The organism is Streptomyces sp. NPDC003032 (assembly GCF_053591415.1).
In genome coordinates this window covers 167,922-183,177 of sequence record NZ_JBSFTT010000003.1, presented here as the reverse complement: position 1 = coordinate 183,177, position 15,256 = coordinate 167,922, and the positions used below count along the sequence as shown (strand labels likewise).

General features: G+C 71.5%; 17 protein-coding genes. 4 read left to right on the top strand and 13 right to left on the bottom strand.

The window, feature by feature from the left end; translation table 11 throughout:
• Window positions 1-25: 25 nt before the first annotated feature.
• The 3 genes from ACWDZ7_RS05405 to ACWDZ7_RS05395 are packed head-to-tail and all read right to left on the bottom strand — an operon-like array spanning window position 26 to window position 2,022.
• Window positions 26-298 (bottom strand): hypothetical protein, encoded by a 273-nt coding sequence (locus ACWDZ7_RS05405; protein ID WP_451795036.1) that lies wholly within the window; start codon window positions 296-298, stop codon window positions 26-28.
• A gap of 24 nt (window positions 299-322) precedes the next feature.
• Window positions 323-1,048 carry a TetR/AcrR family transcriptional regulator gene (locus tag ACWDZ7_RS05400; protein ID WP_451795034.1) on the bottom strand — a complete coding sequence of 242 codons (726 nt, stop codon included), beginning with the start codon at window positions 1,046-1,048 and terminating at the stop codon, window positions 323-325.
• A gap of 35 nt (window positions 1,049-1,083) precedes the next feature.
• Window positions 1,084-2,022, bottom strand: coding sequence for an AurF N-oxygenase family protein (locus ACWDZ7_RS05395; RefSeq protein WP_451795032.1), 939 nt, complete (start codon window positions 2,020-2,022; stop codon window positions 1,084-1,086).
• A 125-nt stretch (window positions 2,023-2,147) separates the two neighbouring features.
• Between ACWDZ7_RS05395 and ACWDZ7_RS05390 the strand changes: the two genes are divergently transcribed.
• Entirely contained in the window at window positions 2,148-3,257 is a 1,110-nt protein-coding gene (locus ACWDZ7_RS05390) for a ferritin-like domain-containing protein (RefSeq protein WP_451795030.1), read from the top strand.
• Window positions 3,258-3,273: 16 nt separating this feature from the next.
• Here ACWDZ7_RS05390 and ACWDZ7_RS05385 read toward each other — a convergent pair whose 3' ends face one another.
• The 7 genes from ACWDZ7_RS05385 to ACWDZ7_RS05355 all read right to left on the bottom strand — a co-directional run bounded on the left by ACWDZ7_RS05385 (window position 3,274) and on the right by ACWDZ7_RS05355 (window position 9,954).
• Window positions 3,274-4,752, bottom strand: a complete 1,479-nt coding sequence (locus ACWDZ7_RS05385; protein ID WP_451795028.1) for a penicillin-binding transpeptidase domain-containing protein — start codon at window positions 4,750-4,752, stop codon at window positions 3,274-3,276.
• Window positions 4,749-6,113 carry an FtsW/RodA/SpoVE family cell cycle protein gene (locus ACWDZ7_RS05380; RefSeq protein ID WP_451795026.1) on the bottom strand — a complete coding sequence of 455 codons (1,365 nt, stop codon included), beginning with the start codon at window positions 6,111-6,113 and terminating at the stop codon, window positions 4,749-4,751. Before ACWDZ7_RS05380 ends, ACWDZ7_RS05385 begins: the two co-directional genes overlap by 4 nt.
• A 74-nt stretch (window positions 6,114-6,187) precedes the next feature.
• Window positions 6,188-6,538, bottom strand: a complete 351-nt coding sequence (locus ACWDZ7_RS05375) for an SH3 domain-containing protein (protein WP_451795025.1) — start codon at window positions 6,536-6,538, stop codon at window positions 6,188-6,190.
• Window positions 6,539-6,633: 95 nt separating this feature from the next.
• Window positions 6,634-7,944 carry an ATP-binding protein gene (locus tag ACWDZ7_RS05370; RefSeq protein WP_451795023.1) on the bottom strand — a complete coding sequence of 437 codons (1,311 nt, stop codon included), beginning with the start codon at window positions 7,942-7,944 and terminating at the stop codon, window positions 6,634-6,636.
• A complete protein-coding gene (locus ACWDZ7_RS05365; RefSeq protein ID WP_451795021.1) occupies window positions 7,941-8,696 on the bottom strand; it encodes a hypothetical protein in 756 nt (251 codons plus the stop codon). The genes ACWDZ7_RS05370 and ACWDZ7_RS05365 overlap by 4 nt, the downstream gene beginning before the upstream one ends.
• A 51-nt stretch (window positions 8,697-8,747) precedes the next feature.
• Window positions 8,748-9,398 (bottom strand): class F sortase, encoded by a 651-nt coding sequence (locus ACWDZ7_RS05360; RefSeq protein WP_451795019.1) that lies wholly within the window; start codon window positions 9,396-9,398, stop codon window positions 8,748-8,750.
• A 55-nt stretch (window positions 9,399-9,453) separates the two neighbouring features.
• Complete coding sequence (locus tag ACWDZ7_RS05355; RefSeq protein ID WP_451795017.1) at window positions 9,454-9,954, bottom strand: hypothetical protein; 501 nt, start codon at window positions 9,952-9,954, stop codon at window positions 9,454-9,456.
• Window positions 9,955-10,221: 267 nt separating this feature from the next.
• On the opposite strand from ACWDZ7_RS05355, the gene ACWDZ7_RS05350 reads away from it, so the two are divergent.
• Window positions 10,222-11,031, top strand: a complete 810-nt coding sequence (locus ACWDZ7_RS05350) for a nuclease-related domain-containing protein (RefSeq protein ID WP_451795015.1) — start codon at window positions 10,222-10,224, stop codon at window positions 11,029-11,031.
• Between the two features lie 39 nt (window positions 11,032-11,070).
• On the opposite strand, the gene ACWDZ7_RS05345 is transcribed toward ACWDZ7_RS05350, so the two are convergent.
• From ACWDZ7_RS05345 to ligD, 3 genes are all read right to left on the bottom strand, one after another.
• Window positions 11,071-11,499: a nuclear transport factor 2 family protein gene (locus tag ACWDZ7_RS05345; protein WP_451795013.1), complete on the bottom strand. Its 429-nt coding sequence runs from the start codon at window positions 11,497-11,499 to the stop codon at window positions 11,071-11,073.
• 143 nt (window positions 11,500-11,642) lie between these two features.
• Complete coding sequence (locus ACWDZ7_RS05340; RefSeq protein WP_451795011.1) at window positions 11,643-12,530, bottom strand: ATP-dependent DNA ligase; 888 nt, start codon at window positions 12,528-12,530, stop codon at window positions 11,643-11,645.
• Complete coding sequence (gene ligD, locus ACWDZ7_RS05335; protein ID WP_451795009.1) at window positions 12,527-13,471, bottom strand: non-homologous end-joining DNA ligase; 945 nt, start codon at window positions 13,469-13,471, stop codon at window positions 12,527-12,529. The genes ACWDZ7_RS05340 and ligD overlap by 4 nt, the downstream gene beginning before the upstream one ends.
• Before the next feature lie 86 nt (window positions 13,472-13,557).
• Here ligD and ku point away from each other — a divergent pair, with 86 nt between their 5' ends.
• Window positions 13,558-14,733 (top strand): non-homologous end joining protein Ku, encoded by a 1,176-nt coding sequence (gene ku, locus ACWDZ7_RS05330; protein ID WP_451795007.1) that lies wholly within the window; start codon window positions 13,558-13,560, stop codon window positions 14,731-14,733.
• Window positions 14,734-14,949: 216 nt separating this feature from the next.
• Window positions 14,950-15,210: an MbtH family protein gene (locus tag ACWDZ7_RS05325; protein ID WP_451795005.1), complete on the top strand. Its 261-nt coding sequence runs from the start codon at window positions 14,950-14,952 to the stop codon at window positions 15,208-15,210.
• Window positions 15,211-15,256: the final 46 nt, after the last annotated feature.

Sequence of the window (15,256 nt, the reverse complement as noted above, 5' to 3'; positions counted from 1 at the left end):
GCGGTGTGGTGTGTTGCGTTGGCGCTCAAAGCCTCTTCGGCTTCGACCACGGCCACTTCAGGCCGCCGTCCTTGTCGCCCTCGGCGTCGTACTCGTACTGCCACTTGGGGGTGAGCGAGAGCCGCCTGCCCGTCTCCGCCGCCACCCGGCGGTACACCAGGACGGTCGGCGGGCCGCCCGCGTCGTCCGGGACGGGCACGCGGTAGACCTTCGGCGGGTGCCCGGTCGGGCCGAGCAGGACCGGGAGCACGCGGCCGTCCAGGGGGCCACCCACGAAGGGGGTGTCTTCGCTCTTCACGCCACCAGTGTCACACCACGGACGTCACAGCAGATGCGCCGCGTCGGCGACCACGGGCAGCACGCGCCGCGCGAGGGAGCCCACGGGCCCCTCCTGCGTCTCCAGGCCCAGCGCCCACCGCACGACCGCCGCCGTCTGCGGATCGCGTCCCGCCGTCGCCACGAGGACCGCCATGAACTGCTCGACGAGCATGTCCCGCAGGTCGTCCAGCGGCGGCTGCTTCTCCTCGTCCAGCCAGATCAGCGAGGCCGCCTCCACCGCGGTGATCCACATCCGTACGGTCATCCGGAGCCGAGGCCCCGGCTCCGGCACGTGCAGGTGGGCGAGGATGTGCTCGGCGGCGGCCCTGCGCACGCCGTCCACGATCGCGGTGGTCCGGGAGGTCTCCACCACGCTGCCGCCCTGGAGCAGCGCGCTGAACCCCGTGTCGTGCTGGTCGACGAAGGCCAGATACCGGTCCAGCGCCCGGGAGAGGCGCTGGGTCAGCGGGCCCTCCTGGGGCTCGGCGAAGCACTGCTCGAGCTCGTCGGCGGCGGACCGCAGCGCGGCCTCGTACAACTGCTGTTTGCCGCCGGGGAAGTAGCGGTACACGAGCGGCCGTGAGACGCCGGCCGCCTCCGCGACGTCGTCGAGATTGACCTCCTCGGGCGCGCGGTGCGCGAAGAGGGACAGCGCGGACTCCAGAAGCTGCCGCCGCCGCGCTTCGACGCTGAGGCGGCGGTACGCGGGGGCGGTGGCGGGCGAGGTCATGCCTCGCAGCGTAACCGGGCAGCGCACTTCCGCGGCTATGCCAGGAGCCCCGAAGACCTCCAGAGCCGCCGCCCGACCCCCCGCATCACGCCGATGTCATCCAGGAAGTCGGTCAGCCGCTTCGCACCCGTCTGCATGACCTCCGTGCGATGCCCGCTCGCCTTCACCTGCGCGACGGCCTCGCGCCGGTCCAGACCGACGTTCGTATACACCTGGGGGTTCACGAAGGCGAGGGAGAAGACGCGGGCGGCCTCGCCGCAGCTGAGGCGAGTCAACTCCCGCTCCCACCGCGGCGCCCTCACCATCTGGCGCCGCAGCTCCTCACGGGCGTACCGCACATGGCGCGCCTCCTCCACCACGTGGATACGGGTGACGCCGCGCACGATGGTCTGGACGCGCTCGTCGGGGAAGGTGAGCCGCTGCATCCAGTCGAGTATCTCCTCGCCGAGCAGCGTGCAGGCGAACGAACCCGGCGTGGTGGACACCGTCTTCAGGACGCGCGCGAGATTGTGGTTGAGTCGCGTGACGGGGTACGTCGGCGCGCCGCCCTTCTCGATCATGCGGGCGAACATCATCGAGTGGCGGCACTCGTCGGCGATCTCGGTCAGCGCGTACCGCACATGCGCGCTGGTCACCGACTTGTCGTAGATGTGCCGTACGAGCAGCTGCATGAGGATGATCTCGAACCAGATGCCGAGCGAGGCGAGCGAGGCGGCCTCGTGCCGGGCGAGGTCCATCCGCTGTTCCTCGGACATCTTCTTCCACAGCGGGGTGTCATAGAGCGAGACGAGCTCCGGGGGCCAGAACCACTTGCCCTCCTCGACGGGGGCGTCCCAGTCGAGCTCCTTGTCGGGGTCGAAGGAGTGCTTGGCGGAGGACTCCAGGAGCCGGACGGCCACCTGCTCCCGGTCCTTGAGCAGTCCGAGCGCGTCCCGCAGGCCCTCCAGGGAGACATCTTCCGTCACGGTCGTCATGACTGTTCCTGCCTTGTCGCGGGTTACCGGCGGTCAACTCTTATAAGACTGCTTGTCAGCAAGGCCGTCAATCCCTCGCGCACGACTTGTTGACCCCGCGTCTAGGAGCGTGTGAGCCTGCCCGTATGTCGACGCATGAGCTTTACACCAGGCCCCCGTCGGAGCCGAACTGGCAGGTTCCGTCGGCCGGTTCGGCGCGCTTCAGCTGGGAGTACGACGAAGGGCGGGACCGTCTCCTCGCCCTGTACCAGAAGGGCAAGGACAAGCAGTGGGACGGCGTCAAGCGCATCGACTGGGACCTGGAGGTCGACCCGCTCGACCCCCTCGGCACCCCCGACGAGTCGATGTCGCTCTTCGGCACGCCCCACTGGGCGAAGCTGACCGAGAAGGACAAGGGCGAGCTGCGCAAGAGCTACGCCTCCTGGCAGTTCAGCCAGTTCCTCCACGGCGAGCAGGGCGCGATGGTGTGCGCGGCGCGCATCGTGGAGTCCGCGCCGGACCTGGACGCGAAGTTCTACTCCGCGACCCAGACCATGGACGAGGCCCGGCACGCCGAGATCTACGGCCGCTTCCTGCACGAGAAGATCGGGATGCTCTACCCGATCAACGACAACCTCCAGGCGCTCCTCGGCGACACCCTGCGCGACTCCCGCTGGGACATGCCCTACCTCGGTATGCAGGTCCTCATCGAGGGCCTCGCGCTCGCCGCGTTCGGCATGATCCGCGACACCACGGACAAGCCGCTGCCCAAGCAGATCCTCGCGTACGTCATGCAGGACGAGGCCCGGCACGTGGCGTTCGGGCGGATGGCGCTGCGCGACTACTACAAGCAGCTCACCGACGCCGAGCTGCGCGAACGCGAGGAGTTCGTCATCGAGGGCTGCTACCTGATGCGGGACCGGCTGCGCGGCGTCGAGGTCCTGGAGAACTTCGGCATCCCCAAGGCACAGGCCGAGCAGTACAGCGAGCAGTCCGAGTTCCTCGCCCTCTTCCGGCAGCTGCTCTTCAGCCGCATCGTCCCGTGCGTCAAGGACATCGGCCTGTGGGGCAAGCGCCTCCAGCAGGCGTACGTGGACATGGGCGTCTTCGAGATGGGCGACGCCAACCTCGACCAGCTCATGGCGCAGGACGAGGAGATCGCCGAGAAGCTGGACGCGGAGCGCTTCGCGGCACAGGAGCGGGAGCGGGTGGAGGAGGTACGGGACGCGATCGCGTCCGGCGGGGCGGCGGACTGAGCGCCGTTCCCCCTGGTCATCGGCCTCCCCGCGCCCCGCCGCCGCTGAGCGCCGCCTCCATCACCGCCTTCGCGATCGGTGCCGCGCTGCCGCCGCCGCTGATGTCGCCGCGGTCCGCCGACGCGTCCTCGACGACCACCGCCACCGCCACCGACGGCTCATGGTCGTCGGCGCCCCGCGCCCAGGACACGAACCAGGCGTAGGGCGTGCCGGAGTTGTCGATGCCGTGCTGGGCGGTGCCCGTCTTGCCGCCCACCGTCGCTCCCGGGATGCCGGCGTTCTTGCCGGTGCCCTTCTCGACGACCTCCGTCATCAGGTCGCGCAGCCGTGCCGCCGTCGCCGGGTTCATCGCGTGGCGCAGCGTCCTGGTGCCCGTGGTGGTGACCACGTCACCGTCGTCCGTGGTCGTCCTCTCCACCAGGTAGGGCGCCTTGACCGACCCGCCGTTGGCCACGGCCGCCGAGACCATCGCCATTTGGAGGGGCGTCGCACGGGTGTCGTACTGGCCGATGGAGGAGAGCGCGAGCTGCGCCTTGTCCAGGGACGTGTCGAAGTTGCTGGGCACGACGGACGACGGGATGCGCAGTCCGTCGTCGTTGAAGCCGAAGTTCCGTGCGGTGCTCACCATCGACCTCAGGCCCGTGTCGGCCCCGAGCTTCGCGAAGACCGTGTTGCAGGACCACCGGAAGGCGTACCGCAGCGAGGCGTTGGTGCAGCCGTCCACCTCGTTGGTCAGCTGCGTGCTGGTGCCCGGGAGGGTGTAGGGGCTGGGGGACTTCGTCGGCGCGTCCAGGTCCGTCACGACGCCCGCGTCCAGCGCGGCGGCCGCCGTGACCACCTTGAACGTCGAGCCGGGCGGGTACGTCTGGCGGATCGCGCGGTTCAGCATCGGCTTGCTTGCGCTGCCGTTCAGCCTGGCCCAGGCGTTCGCCACCGACCGGCTGCTGCCGGAGAGCCGTTCGGGGTCGTACGACGGCGTGCTGACCAGCGCGAGGATCTTCCCGGTGGACGGCTCGATCGCCGCGACGGCGCCCCTCTTGCCGCCGAGTCCGGCGTACGCGGCCCGCTGCACCGCCGCCTTGATCGTCGTCTCGACCTTGCCGCCGGGGTTCTGCGTGCGCGTGATGTCGTTCCACAGGGGGAGCGGGGCGAGCATCGGTTCGGTGCCGGAGAGGATGTCGTCCTCGGCGTTCTCCAGGAAGGTCGTGCCGTACATCTGGGACGCGAAGCCGGTCACGGGGGCGTACAACGGCCCGCTCTTGTACGTACGTTCATGGCGGAGCTGCTCCCCGGTGTCCTTCGACCCGGTGACCGGGCGCCCCTCGACCAGGATGTCGCCGCGCGGCTGGTCGAAGCGGACGATGGCCAGGCGGCGGTTGGCGGGGTTGTGGTCGAGGGAGTCGGAGTCGACGACCTGGACGCGGGTGGCGTTGATGAGCAGGGCCATGAGCAGGAGCGCGTAGAACGCGGCGGCGTGCCGGATGTACCGGGTCACCGGGGACCCTCCCCGACGGGTTGGCTGCGCGCCGAATGGCTGATCCGGATGAGCAGCGCCACGATGATCCAGTTGGTGACGACCGACGAACCGCCCTGCGCGAGGAACGGCATCGCCATGCCGGTCAGCGGGATGAGCCCCATGACGCCACCGGCGATCACGAAGACCTGGAGCGCGACGATCGAGGCGAGCCCGACCGCGAGCAGCCGCCCGAAGGGGTCGCGCAGTGCAAGCCCGGCGCGGTAGCCGCGCTCGACGAGGAGGGCGTAGAGCAGGAAGACGGCGCAGAGCCCGGTGAGGCCCAGCTCCTCGCCCGCCGTCGCCAGGATGAAGTCGGACTTGGCGGCGAAGCCGATGAGGATGGAGTGGCCGAGCCCGAGCCCGGTGCCGAGCATCCCGCCAGCGGCGAACGCGAAGAGGGACTGGGCGAGTTGGTTGGGGCCCTCGCCCGCGTCGATGGAGGCGAACGGGTGCAGCCAGTCCTGGACGCGGCTGTGCACATGCGGTTCGAGCGAGCCGACCGCGTACGCGCCGAGCACGGCGAGCAGCAGGCCGACCGCGATCCACCCGGTGCGGCCCGTGGCGACGTAGAGAAGGATCACGAAGAGGCCGAAGAAGAGCAGCGAGGTGCCGAGGTCGCGCTCCAGGACCAGGACGCCGACGCTCAGCAGCCAGATCGCGACGATGGGGCCGAGGACCCGCCCGGTGGGCAGCTGGAGGCGTCGGAACCTCCACAGGGTGCGGCCGGTGTAGGCCAGCGCGTTGCGGTTGGCCGCCAGATAGCTGGCGAAGAAGACCGCGAGCAGGATCTTGGCGAACTCGCCCGGCTGGATGGAGAACCCGCCGACCCTGATCCAGATCCGGGCCCCGTTCACGGCCGGGAAGAAGATCGGCACGATCATCAGGATCAGCGCGGTGACGACGGAGAGATAGGCGTAGCGCTGGAGCACGCGGTGGTCGCGCAGGAGGAGCACGGCGGCGGTGAAGAGGCCGACGCCGACGGTCGACCAGATCAGCTGGGCGGGCGCGGCCTCGTCGTTCGGCGTCTCCAGGTCGAGGCGGTAGATGAGCACGAGGCCGAGCCCGTTGAGGAGGACCGCGATGGGCAGCAGCAGCGGATCGGCGTACGGGGCTCGGAAGCGGACGGCGAGGTGCGCGAGGAGCGCGAGCACGCCGAGCCCGGCGCCGTAACCGGCGGCGCCGGGCGGGACGGTGCCGTTCTTGGCGAGGCCGACATCGCAGTAGCCGTACACGGACAGCAGCACGGCGAGGACGAGCAGGGCCAGCTCGGTGCCGCGGCGCCGGGGGACACGGACGGCGGGGACCACGGGAGGTGCCGAGCCCGCTCTCGTTCCGGTCATGCCCGGAACGTAGCAAGCAACCCGCCCTCAAGTCCGCTTATGCCGCCTATGTCGGCCCGCCGGGCAAGGCGGCGTCAGCACCAGCGCGGCGCCTTCCCGATGGTGGCGATGTAGTGGGCGGAGCCCCAGGCCCAGGTCCCGTCGGTGAGCAGGTACCAGAGCTTGGTGTGGCCCACCTGGTCGCCCTTCGTCTTGCAGTAGATGGTGACGATCTTGCCGTAGGGCTCGCTGCGGACCACGCGGCTGCCACGCATCGGGTTGTCGCGCAGCAGCAGCCCGGACTTGGCGGTCACGCGGCCCTTGTAGACGGGCCGCTTGTGGTCGGCGTCGTCCAGGGCGGTGGCGGGGCCGGCGACGGTGAGCGTGGTGAGGGCGGTGCCGGCGGCGAGTGTGGCGAGCCGGATGGCGGTGGTCCGCAGGGACATGGAGCCTCCTCTGGGAAGGGCGGGTCTGGTGGCTTCTGGCGATTGCGCAAAGGCCGCAAACCCCACTAAAAGCGACACTGTGTCAGCACACAAGCTCAGGTGGCGCTTTCGGGTCCGTCCGGCTGCTCCAGCCCCTCGGCGATCTCCTCGAAGGGCAGCCGCAGTGTCGCCACCGCCCCGCCGCCGTCCGAGGCGTTGGCGAAGGTCAGCCGGGCCCCGAGGACCGCTGCCTGGCCGAGCGCGATGGTCAGACCGAGGCCGTGCCCCTTGCTGGTGCCCTCCGTACGGAAGCGCTGCGGGCCGTGCTCCACCAGGTAGTCGGGGTAGCCGTCGCCGTGGTCCCGCACGGTGACGACCGGCCCGTCGACGGTCACGACCACCGGCGCCCGCCCGTGCTTGAGCGCGTTGGCGACGAGATTGCCGAGCACCCGCTCCAGGCGCCGCCGGTCGGTCTCCACGCAGACATCGCGTACGACGACCAGCTCCGTGCCCTCACCGGAACCCCGCACCACACGCTCCGCCAAAGGGGCGAGCTGGTGGGCGTCCAGGTCCACCCGCTCGCTCTTCGCGTCGAGCCGGGAGATCTCCAGGAGGTCCTCGGTCAGCGTGCGCAGCGCGGCCACCCGGTCCCGCACCAGTTCGGTGGGGCGCCCCGGCTCAAGGAGTTCGGCCGCCGCGTGCAGCCCGGTCAGCGGCGTCCGCAGCTCGTGCGCCACGTCGGCGGTGAACCGCTGCTCGCTCAGCAACTTGCCCTGCAGCGAGGACGCCATGGTGTCCAGGGCCCCGGCGACCGCGGCCACCTCGTCCTGGCGCCGAGACGGAACCTTCGTACGCGGGTCGCCGACGCGCGCGTCGAGGTCACCCGCGCTGATCCTCCGGGCGACCTGCGCCGTCTGGTGGAGCCGCCGGGTCACGCGCGTCACCGCGAACGCGCCGACCAGCAGCGTCGCGCCGATCGCGAGGACGGAGGAGCCGAGGATCGCCCGGTCGAGCCCGTCGATGGTGCGGGCACCCTGGGCGTAGTCGACCTGGACGGCGATGGCGCGGCCCCCGTCGGCGGGCCCCGCCGCCCACATCGTCGGCCGGGACTCGTGCGCGGCGACCATCGTGCCGCGCTCCCCGCTCACCGCCAGCTCGCGCAGCCCCTTGGGCAGGCCCTCCGGGTCGACGCCCGCGCCGGGGCCGAGCCGGTCGCCCGCCTCGTACCGCTCGGTGGCCTCCTTCAGGCGGTCGAGGGCCCGTTCACGGGCCTGGCCGACGGTCTGGTTGGTCACCGAGACGTGCACGAGCGCGCCGAGCAGCGCGGCCAGCGCGCAGCACATGACGGCGATGAAGACGGCGGCCTTCCAGGTGAGCGTTGCCGTCCAGGCGGGGAGCCGCGGCCCGCGCGGCCGGCGCCGGCTCATCGCCCGCCGCCCGGGGAGGCACTCTCCGACGGCCTCGCGGGCGTGGACCGAGGCGGCTTGGGGCGGGACGCGTTCGCGGAGCGGACGATCTCGTCCCGCGTCGGCAGCATCGTCTTCTGGTGCTCATCCCACGACCAGACCGTGTGGTATTCGTACCCCGGCAGGCTGGAGACGGCCCGGATGATCAGATCGCGTCCGGCCAGCTCCACGCCGAGCACGGCGTCGCTCATCTCCATGATCTGCGTCAGCCGCCGCCCCTCCTCGGCGTAGACGCGGATGTCGAGGTTGTCGTCCGGCGTCGAGACGCCGACGATCAGGTCGTCCTTCCGGTCGCCGGTCAGATCGCGGTAGTACGCCTTGAGGACCGGGCACCGCTTCCGCGCGCCGGAGGTGTCGCCGGAGCTGTCGTCGGCGCAGTCGTCGAGCCGCTCGACGGTCTCCTTGTACGAGGAGTCAGAGGGGTCGTACGTCCCGGGGTTCTGGTCGAAGTCCGCGCGGACGACGTCGGCGGGGTCCACCTTGCGCAGATCGCCGCCGGGCACCTTGACACCGGTGACGCGCACGCTCTCTATGGCGCCGTAGTCCTCGGCGGGCGCGGACGGGGGCGGCAGGTCGGGCCAGAGGTGCGTGGGGCCCTGGGCGGTGGGCGTCGCACCGGCGCCGCGCAGCCCGCCGGGGTCACCGCAGCCGCCGGCCAGCGCCGCGGCGAGGGCGGCGAAGGCGGCGGTGAGGGCGAGCCGGCTGCGGTTCACTGCGCTCCTGCCTGCCGCGGGGCGCGGCCTGTCGTGGTGTCCGGCCCGCTGTCAGGACACCAGGTCGGCGTAGAGGATGATGTTGTCAGACCGGTGACCGCCGACGATCGGCCCACCGCAGGTCAGCAGGCGCAGTTCGGGCCGCCCGGTCGCCCCGTACACCTTATGGGTGGGGAAGTCCTTCTTGTCCACCTGCTGGATCTCCCGCACCTCGAACGTCGCCGTGCCGCCGTCCGCGCGCGGCACCGCGACGGTGTCGCCGACCTGGACCTTCGCGACGTTCCTCATCAGCGCCGGGCCCCTCGCGGTGTCGTAGTGCGCGACGATCACGGCGGCGCCCTTCTCGCCGGGCGTGACCCCGCCGGTCCACCAGCCGGGCTCGTCCGCCTTGTCCACCGGCGGCACTTCCAGCTCCTGGTCCGCGCCCACGCCCAGAGCGAGCATCGAGGTCGCGTCGACGCCCGCCGCCGGGATGCGCAGACCGGTCGGCCTGGACGCCTTCAGCGGGGCGGGGGCACGCTCGGGCCGCGTGGTGGCGGCGTCGTGCACCGTGACGTCGGGGGCCGGATCGCCCTTGGCGCCCTGCCCGCAGGCGATCAGGCCGATGCCGAGGGCAGCGGTGAGGGCCGCGACGGCCGCGACGGCCGGGAGGGGCGCGGTGCGGCGACGCCGGCGTTCCGCCTCGCTGTGGGGGGTGCGCACAAAAGGCTCCTCGGTCTCCTTGGCCCACTCGCTCTCCGCGGTGGAGGGCGCGCGGTCAGGAGTCCGTGCGGCCGCGGCGCAGCATGGCGAAGCCGAGGCCCGCGGCACCGGCCGCCGCCATGCCGCCACCCGCGACCAGGAATACTGGATCGCCCCCGCTCCGCACACCCTCGGCGCCTGCCTTGACGCCACCTCTGGGCGTGACAGCCCCGCTGCCGCCCTTGGGGGCCTCGCCCTTCAGGCGGGTGATGCCGATGTGTCCGTTGGACGGGTACAGCTCGTACCGCACGCCGCCCTCGGTGACCGTCGGGTGCTTCACGGAGAGGGTGGCGATCTGCCGGCCCTCGACGGAGAGCGTCGCGGTGTACGAGCCGCCGCGGTGGCGCACCTCGGCCTTCGCGCCATCGCCGAGGGTGACGTCGTACACCTCGGTCTTCGGCTCCGGAGAGGGCGGCGAGTCCGCGAACGCCCCGGCGGCCGGCACGAGCAGCGCCCCGCCGACGAGGGCGGAGACGGCGGCGGCACGGAGGGAGGGGTGGCGGCGGTGGGTGCTCACGGGACGTTCCTTGCGGTCGGCCGGGTGCCGGTGGCTCCGGAGCGATCGGATGGACGACCTCGAAGGTAGGTGTCCGCCATTGCGGCGGCCCGCCAGCCGTGTAACAACGCGCCATAACTGTGCGGGCAGTGCTGTTACGGGACCGGGGGGACTTCGGCCCCGGACCGGTCGAAGTCGGCGCGAAGACGCCTCAACTTCCGTGCGCCGCCGCCGGGTTCTTGCCCCGGCGGCATGCGGGCTGGTCCCATGGTCGAGGGGTGATGCGGCATGAGTGGACTGCGCGTCGTACCGGCCTGGCGGCACGGGCAGGAGCGGTTGTACGTCTGTCTCGCGGACGGCGGGAGCGTGGCCTGGTACGACCGCGACACATCCCGAGTGAACCTGCTCAGCGAGGACCGCGAAGCGGACGTCCTGCGCGTCCTCGCGCCCTTCCTCACCGGTGACGTCACGGTGGGCCCCCCGCCGGTCCCCACCCCCGCCGAGCTGGCCCGCCTCGCGCTGCACCCCGACGACGACCTCGCCCCGAACCGCCCCGGCGAGGCCCTCCACATCGCCCTGGACCGCGAACAGGCGCCCGCACGCAGGCTGCGCGCCGGCCCCCGGCACCGCGCGCTCGCGGCGGAACAGGCGGTCGGCGACGCCCTGGACGCCCTCGAAGGCGCGGGCTGGCGCGTGCTGCACTCCGTCCCGCTGCCGGGCGGCGCCCGCATCCACCATCTGCTGATCGGCCCCGGTGGCCTGTTCTGCGTGGGCACCCTCGCCGTCCGCAAGCAGCGGGTGCGCATCGCCGACCCGATGGTGACGGTCGGCCGCGGCGACCCCGTCCCGCTGCTGCGCACGATCCGCTCCGACGCGGGCCGCGCCTCTTTCGCGCTGACGGCCGAGGTCCGCCCCGTCCTGGCGCTGGCCGGGCCGGGGGCGGCGGACCCGGACGTGGCGGCGCCGCCCCGCGACGTACGGGTGCTGCGCGAGAGGGACCTGCCGACGCTGGCCCGCCTGGGCGGCGTACTGAAACCGGCCGATGTGGAGGCCCTGCACGCCTTGGCCAGGGACCGTCACACCTGGCAGCGGGTCTGAGCCGTGGGGCGCCCGGCCCGGGGCTTCAGAGGGACGGCGTCAGAGGTTGTCCCCCCAGCCTCCCTGGATCATGGTCTGGAAGGCCCATGTCCCACCGCGCCTGATCAGGATGTCGGCGTACCGCAGGTGCTGCGTCTCGCCGTTCGCCGTCATCGCCGAGTCGGTGAAGACGACGGCCATGGCGGGGGAGAGGAAGACGGGCGTGCGCGTCGACTCGAAAGCGATGTCCTCGCTCCCGTCCCCCATCACATGGGTCATCGTCCGGACGAACTGCTCCCGGCCCCACTGCGCGGCCCGCCCGTCGCCGGCGGAGTCGTCGCTGACCAGGTTGAGCGGGAAGACGGCCAGATCGGCCATGCGCTCCACATCGCGCTTCGCGCTGTGCGCGTCGTACTCGGCGAACCATGCGTCCAGGCTCGCGCGGTCCTCGTCGGTCGGGACGTATCCGGTCTCGGGCAGAAAGGTCACGCGGTCTCCTCGGCAGTAAGCAGAAGGGGCAGGTAGTCAACTTTGACTATTGCTGGGGAGGTTATGCCTCGCGCGCTCGCTAGGCAAACTTGATTAGAAGTGATGCCGGCCACAAGCGCTGGAGCCAGGCCCGAGGGGCGACGTCAGCGGAAACGGACCACGACCGCCGTCGCATGCCGCGTCGTGGTCCGCCGCACCTCCACCACCACCGCCGGCTCCGCGGGCATCACCGCGTACGTGACGTCGCCGATGCCCACCGCGGTCGCCACGCCCTCACCGACCGGCTCCGGCAGCGCCCGCGCGGCGGCCGACCGCACCGCCGGGGAGAGCGGCGACGACACCACCGGGGTGCCGTCCCCCGGCAGCGCGAGGACCAGCGCCTGGGGCCGGGCCGGGTTCCCGGTGCAGCCGATCACCACCGCGTCCCGGGTGTCGCTGTGCCGCAACTTCAGCCACGCGCGTGTGCCGCCCCGGTACGCCCCGTCGAGCCGCTTGATCACCAGGCCCTCGACGCCGGTGCCGGGCAGCGACTCGTACCAGGTCAGGGCGGTGTCGCGGTCGGTCGTCGACGGCACCGCCTGGAGCGGCGGCCCCCAGGGCGCGAGCAGCCGTACGAGACGCGCGCGCCGCTCCTCGTACGGCAGTCCGCGGCAGTCCTCGCCGTCCTCCGCGAGCAGGTCGAAGGCGGCGTACGAGGCGGGCAGGGTGCGCGCGAGGAGGGCGGCCCGCGCGCGCGTGGCCGCCGCCCGCTGCTGCACGGCGGCGAAGTCGATGCGCCCGCCGGACCACACCACGACCTCGCCGTCGAGGGCGGTCCCCTCGGGCAGCCGGGCGGCGGCCTCGGCGAGGTCGGGGAAGGCGGAGGTGACGACCCGCCCCGAGCGGGCCTGAAGAGTCACCTGCCCACCGTCCTCCCGGAGGACGACCATGCGGTGACCGTCGAACTTCGGCTCGTACGCCCAGCCGCCGCCCTCCGGCAGCGCGCTCACGCCCTCCGCGAGGGCCACCCGTACGGGCCGGGGCAGGTTCATCGCGCGGTCCGGGCGCTCCGGGCGGTTCGGGCGCTCCGGGTGCCCGCCGTGGGCAGGGGCAGGGGCAGGGGTCTGGCCTGGTCGATGTCGAGGAGGGGTGCGAGCAGGTCGCCGTGTTCGCGCAGCCGGGGCGCGATGTCGTCCGCCATGAAGACCAGCGGGCCCGGCTCCTCGCAGGCCTCGACCTCCGCCCAGGTCACGGGGGTGGAGACGGTCGGCTCGGCGCGGGCCCGCAGGGTGTAGGGCGCGGCGGTGGTCTTCGCGGCGGCGTTCTGGCTGAAGTCGACGAAGACCTTGCCCGGCCGCAGGCTGCGCGTCATGCGGTGCACGACGAGCTGTGGCAGTTCCTGTTCGGCCTTGACGGCCAGCGACTTCGCGTACGCGCTGACCTGTTCGGAGGGCGTCGGCTCCAGCGGCACGAGCAGATGGAGGCCCTTGCTCCCGGACGTCTTCGCGTACACGTGGAACCCGTCGGCCATCAGCCGCTCGCGCAGCCAGAGCGCGGCCCGGCAGCACTCCACGACGGTGGCTGGGGGGCCGGGGTCGAGGTCGAACACCATCCGGTCGGCGCGCGCCGGGGCGTCGGCCCGCCACTGCGGTGTGTGGAACTCGGTCACCAGATTGGCCGCCCACATCAGCGAGGCCAGATCTTGTACGAGGATCTGGCGGGCGATCCCGTCGGAGCGGGGCACCTCGGCGGTCCGCACCCATTCGGGGGTGCCCGGCACCACGTTCTTGGTGAAGAAGCGCTGGCCGTCGGGCCCGTCGGGGTAGCGCAGGAAGGACATGGGCCGGTCCGCGAGGTGCGGCAGGAAGACGTCGGCCGTGCTGGCGTAGTAGTGCAGGACCTCGCCCTTGGTGAAGCCGCTCGCGGGATAGATGACCTTGTCCAGGTTGCTGAGCGAGATCCTTCGCCCCTCCACCTCTGTGATCGGCGTCATACGATGAGAGTCCCATAAAACGCATGAAGCGCCACGAATCGGTCACATAACTTGCTCCCTTGCCCCCTCAGCGAGAGGTCCCGGACGTGCGATCCATATGGAACGGTGCGATCTCCTTCGGCCTGGTCAGCATCCCGATCAAGCTCGTCAACGCCACCGAGAACCACTCGATCTCCTTCCGTCAGATCCACACCGAGGACGGCGGCCGGATCCGCTACCGCAAGGTGTGCGAGCTGGAGGAGCGCGAGGTGACCTCGGCGGAGATCGGCAAGGGCTACGAGGACGCGGACGGCTCGATCATCCCCATCACGGACCAGGACCTGGCCGCGCTGCCCATCCCGACGGCCAAGACGATCGAGATCGTCGCCTTCGTCCCGGCGGACCGCATCGACCCGCTCCAGATCGACGCGGCGTACTACCTCTCGGCGAACGGCGTCCCCGCCGCCAAGCCCTACACGCTGCTGCGCGAGGCGCTGAAGCGGAGCCGGCGGGTGGCCATCGCGAAGTACGCGCTCCGTGGCCGGGAGCGGCTCGGCATGCTGCGTGTGGTCGACGACGTGATCGCGATGCACGGGCTGCTGTGGCCGGACGAGATCCGGCAGCCCGAGGGGGTGGCGCCCGACTCCGACGTCACGGTCCGCGACGCCGAACTCGACCTGGCGGACGCCCTGATGGACACGCTCGGCGAGGTCGACATGTCCACACTCCATGACGACTACCGTTCGGCGGTGGAGGAGCTGATCGCCGCGAAGGTCCAGGGCGGCACTCCTGTGGAGCAGGCCCCCGCCTCGGAGGCGGGCGGTGGCAAGGTCATCGACCTGATGGCCGCGCTGGAGAACAGCGTTCGCGCGGCCCGCACGGCGCGGGGCGAGTCCGACGCGGGCACCGGGGGCGGAGAGGACGCCGGGCGCGGGGCGGAGGCGGAGGTCACGCAACTGGGCACCCGCCGCGCGAAGTCGAAGTCGGCGTCGGCGTCGGGGTCAGGGGCGGGGTCGGCGTCCGCGCGCAAGTCGTCCCCCGCCGCCCCCAAGCAGGTCGGCGGCAAGAAGTCGACGTCGGCCTCGGCGAAGAAGAAGGACGCCCCCGCCAAGAGGACGGCGACGAAGTCCACGTCGACGGCCCGTAAGTCGGCCGCGGGCAAGACGGCGGCGGGCGGGTCGGCGGCGGGCGGGTCGGCGGCCCGGAAGACGGCCCAGAAGACGGCCCAGAAGAAGGCGGCGCCGGCGAAGAAGACGGCGGCGAAGCGCCGGGCGTCCGCGTGAATCGGCGCCGAATGTCCCTCCACTCGCGTGGTTGACGGTTGACGCGGCAGGGCAAATTGCAAAGCTCGGCCGCCTCGCCGGGAGGACCGTCGATGACGCCTGCGAGAGCGAACCGCATAAAGTCCCCAACTGAATACGGTCAAACCGCACCCTCTCGTCCCTTTGTGACCTGTGATAGATGTCACAATCGCTTGATGGAATTAGACCCTCCGCGCAATGATCTCTGCGGACACAATGGGATTCTTTAGGATTTCCGGAGGGTTTAGGTATATGGCCAGTAATCCATTTGAAGATGATGGTGCGGAATATCTGGTACTCGTGAACCACGAGAATCAGCACACCCTCTGGCCCGCCGGGCTCGACACCCCGTCCGGCTGGACCGTCGTACAAGAGGCGAGTTCACGGGCAGATTCCCTGGCCTACGTGGAGGAGCACTGGACGGACATGCGTCCGGCGAGCCTGATATCCGGCTCCTGAGGTGACCGACCGCGAAAGGGCAGAGGGAAAAGCGGCGTCGCGGAGG

Bases quoted from the DNA above. Each gene is read 5' to 3' on its own strand.
- ACWDZ7_RS05400 (WP_451795034.1), bottom strand. From the start codon at position 1,048: ATGACCTCGCCCGCCACCGCCCCCGCGTACCGCCGCCTCAGCGTCGAA.
- ACWDZ7_RS05395 (WP_451795032.1), bottom strand. From the start codon at position 2,022: ATGACGACCGTGACGGAAGATGTCTCCCTGGAGGGCCTGCGGGACGCG.
- ACWDZ7_RS05390 (WP_451795030.1), top strand. From the start codon at position 2,148: ATGTCGACGCATGAGCTTTACACCAGGCCCCCGTCGGAGCCGAACTGG.
- ACWDZ7_RS05380 (WP_451795026.1), bottom strand. From the start codon at position 6,113: ATGACCGGAACGAGAGCGGGCTCGGCACCTCCCGTGGTCCCCGCCGTC.
- ACWDZ7_RS05375 (WP_451795025.1), bottom strand. From the start codon at position 6,538: ATGTCCCTGCGGACCACCGCCATCCGGCTCGCCACACTCGCCGCCGGC.
- ACWDZ7_RS05370 (WP_451795023.1), bottom strand. From the start codon at position 7,944: ATGAGCCGGCGCCGGCCGCGCGGGCCGCGGCTCCCCGCCTGGACGGCA.
- ACWDZ7_RS05350 (WP_451795015.1), top strand. From the start codon at position 10,222: ATGAGTGGACTGCGCGTCGTACCGGCCTGGCGGCACGGGCAGGAGCGG.
- ACWDZ7_RS05340 (WP_451795011.1), bottom strand. From the start codon at position 12,530: ATGAACCTGCCCCGGCCCGTACGGGTGGCCCTCGCGGAGGGCGTGAGC.
- ligD (WP_451795009.1), bottom strand. From the start codon at position 13,471: ATGACGCCGATCACAGAGGTGGAGGGGCGAAGGATCTCGCTCAGCAAC.
- ACWDZ7_RS05325 (WP_451795005.1), top strand. From the start codon at position 14,950: ATGATCTCTGCGGACACAATGGGATTCTTTAGGATTTCCGGAGGGTTT.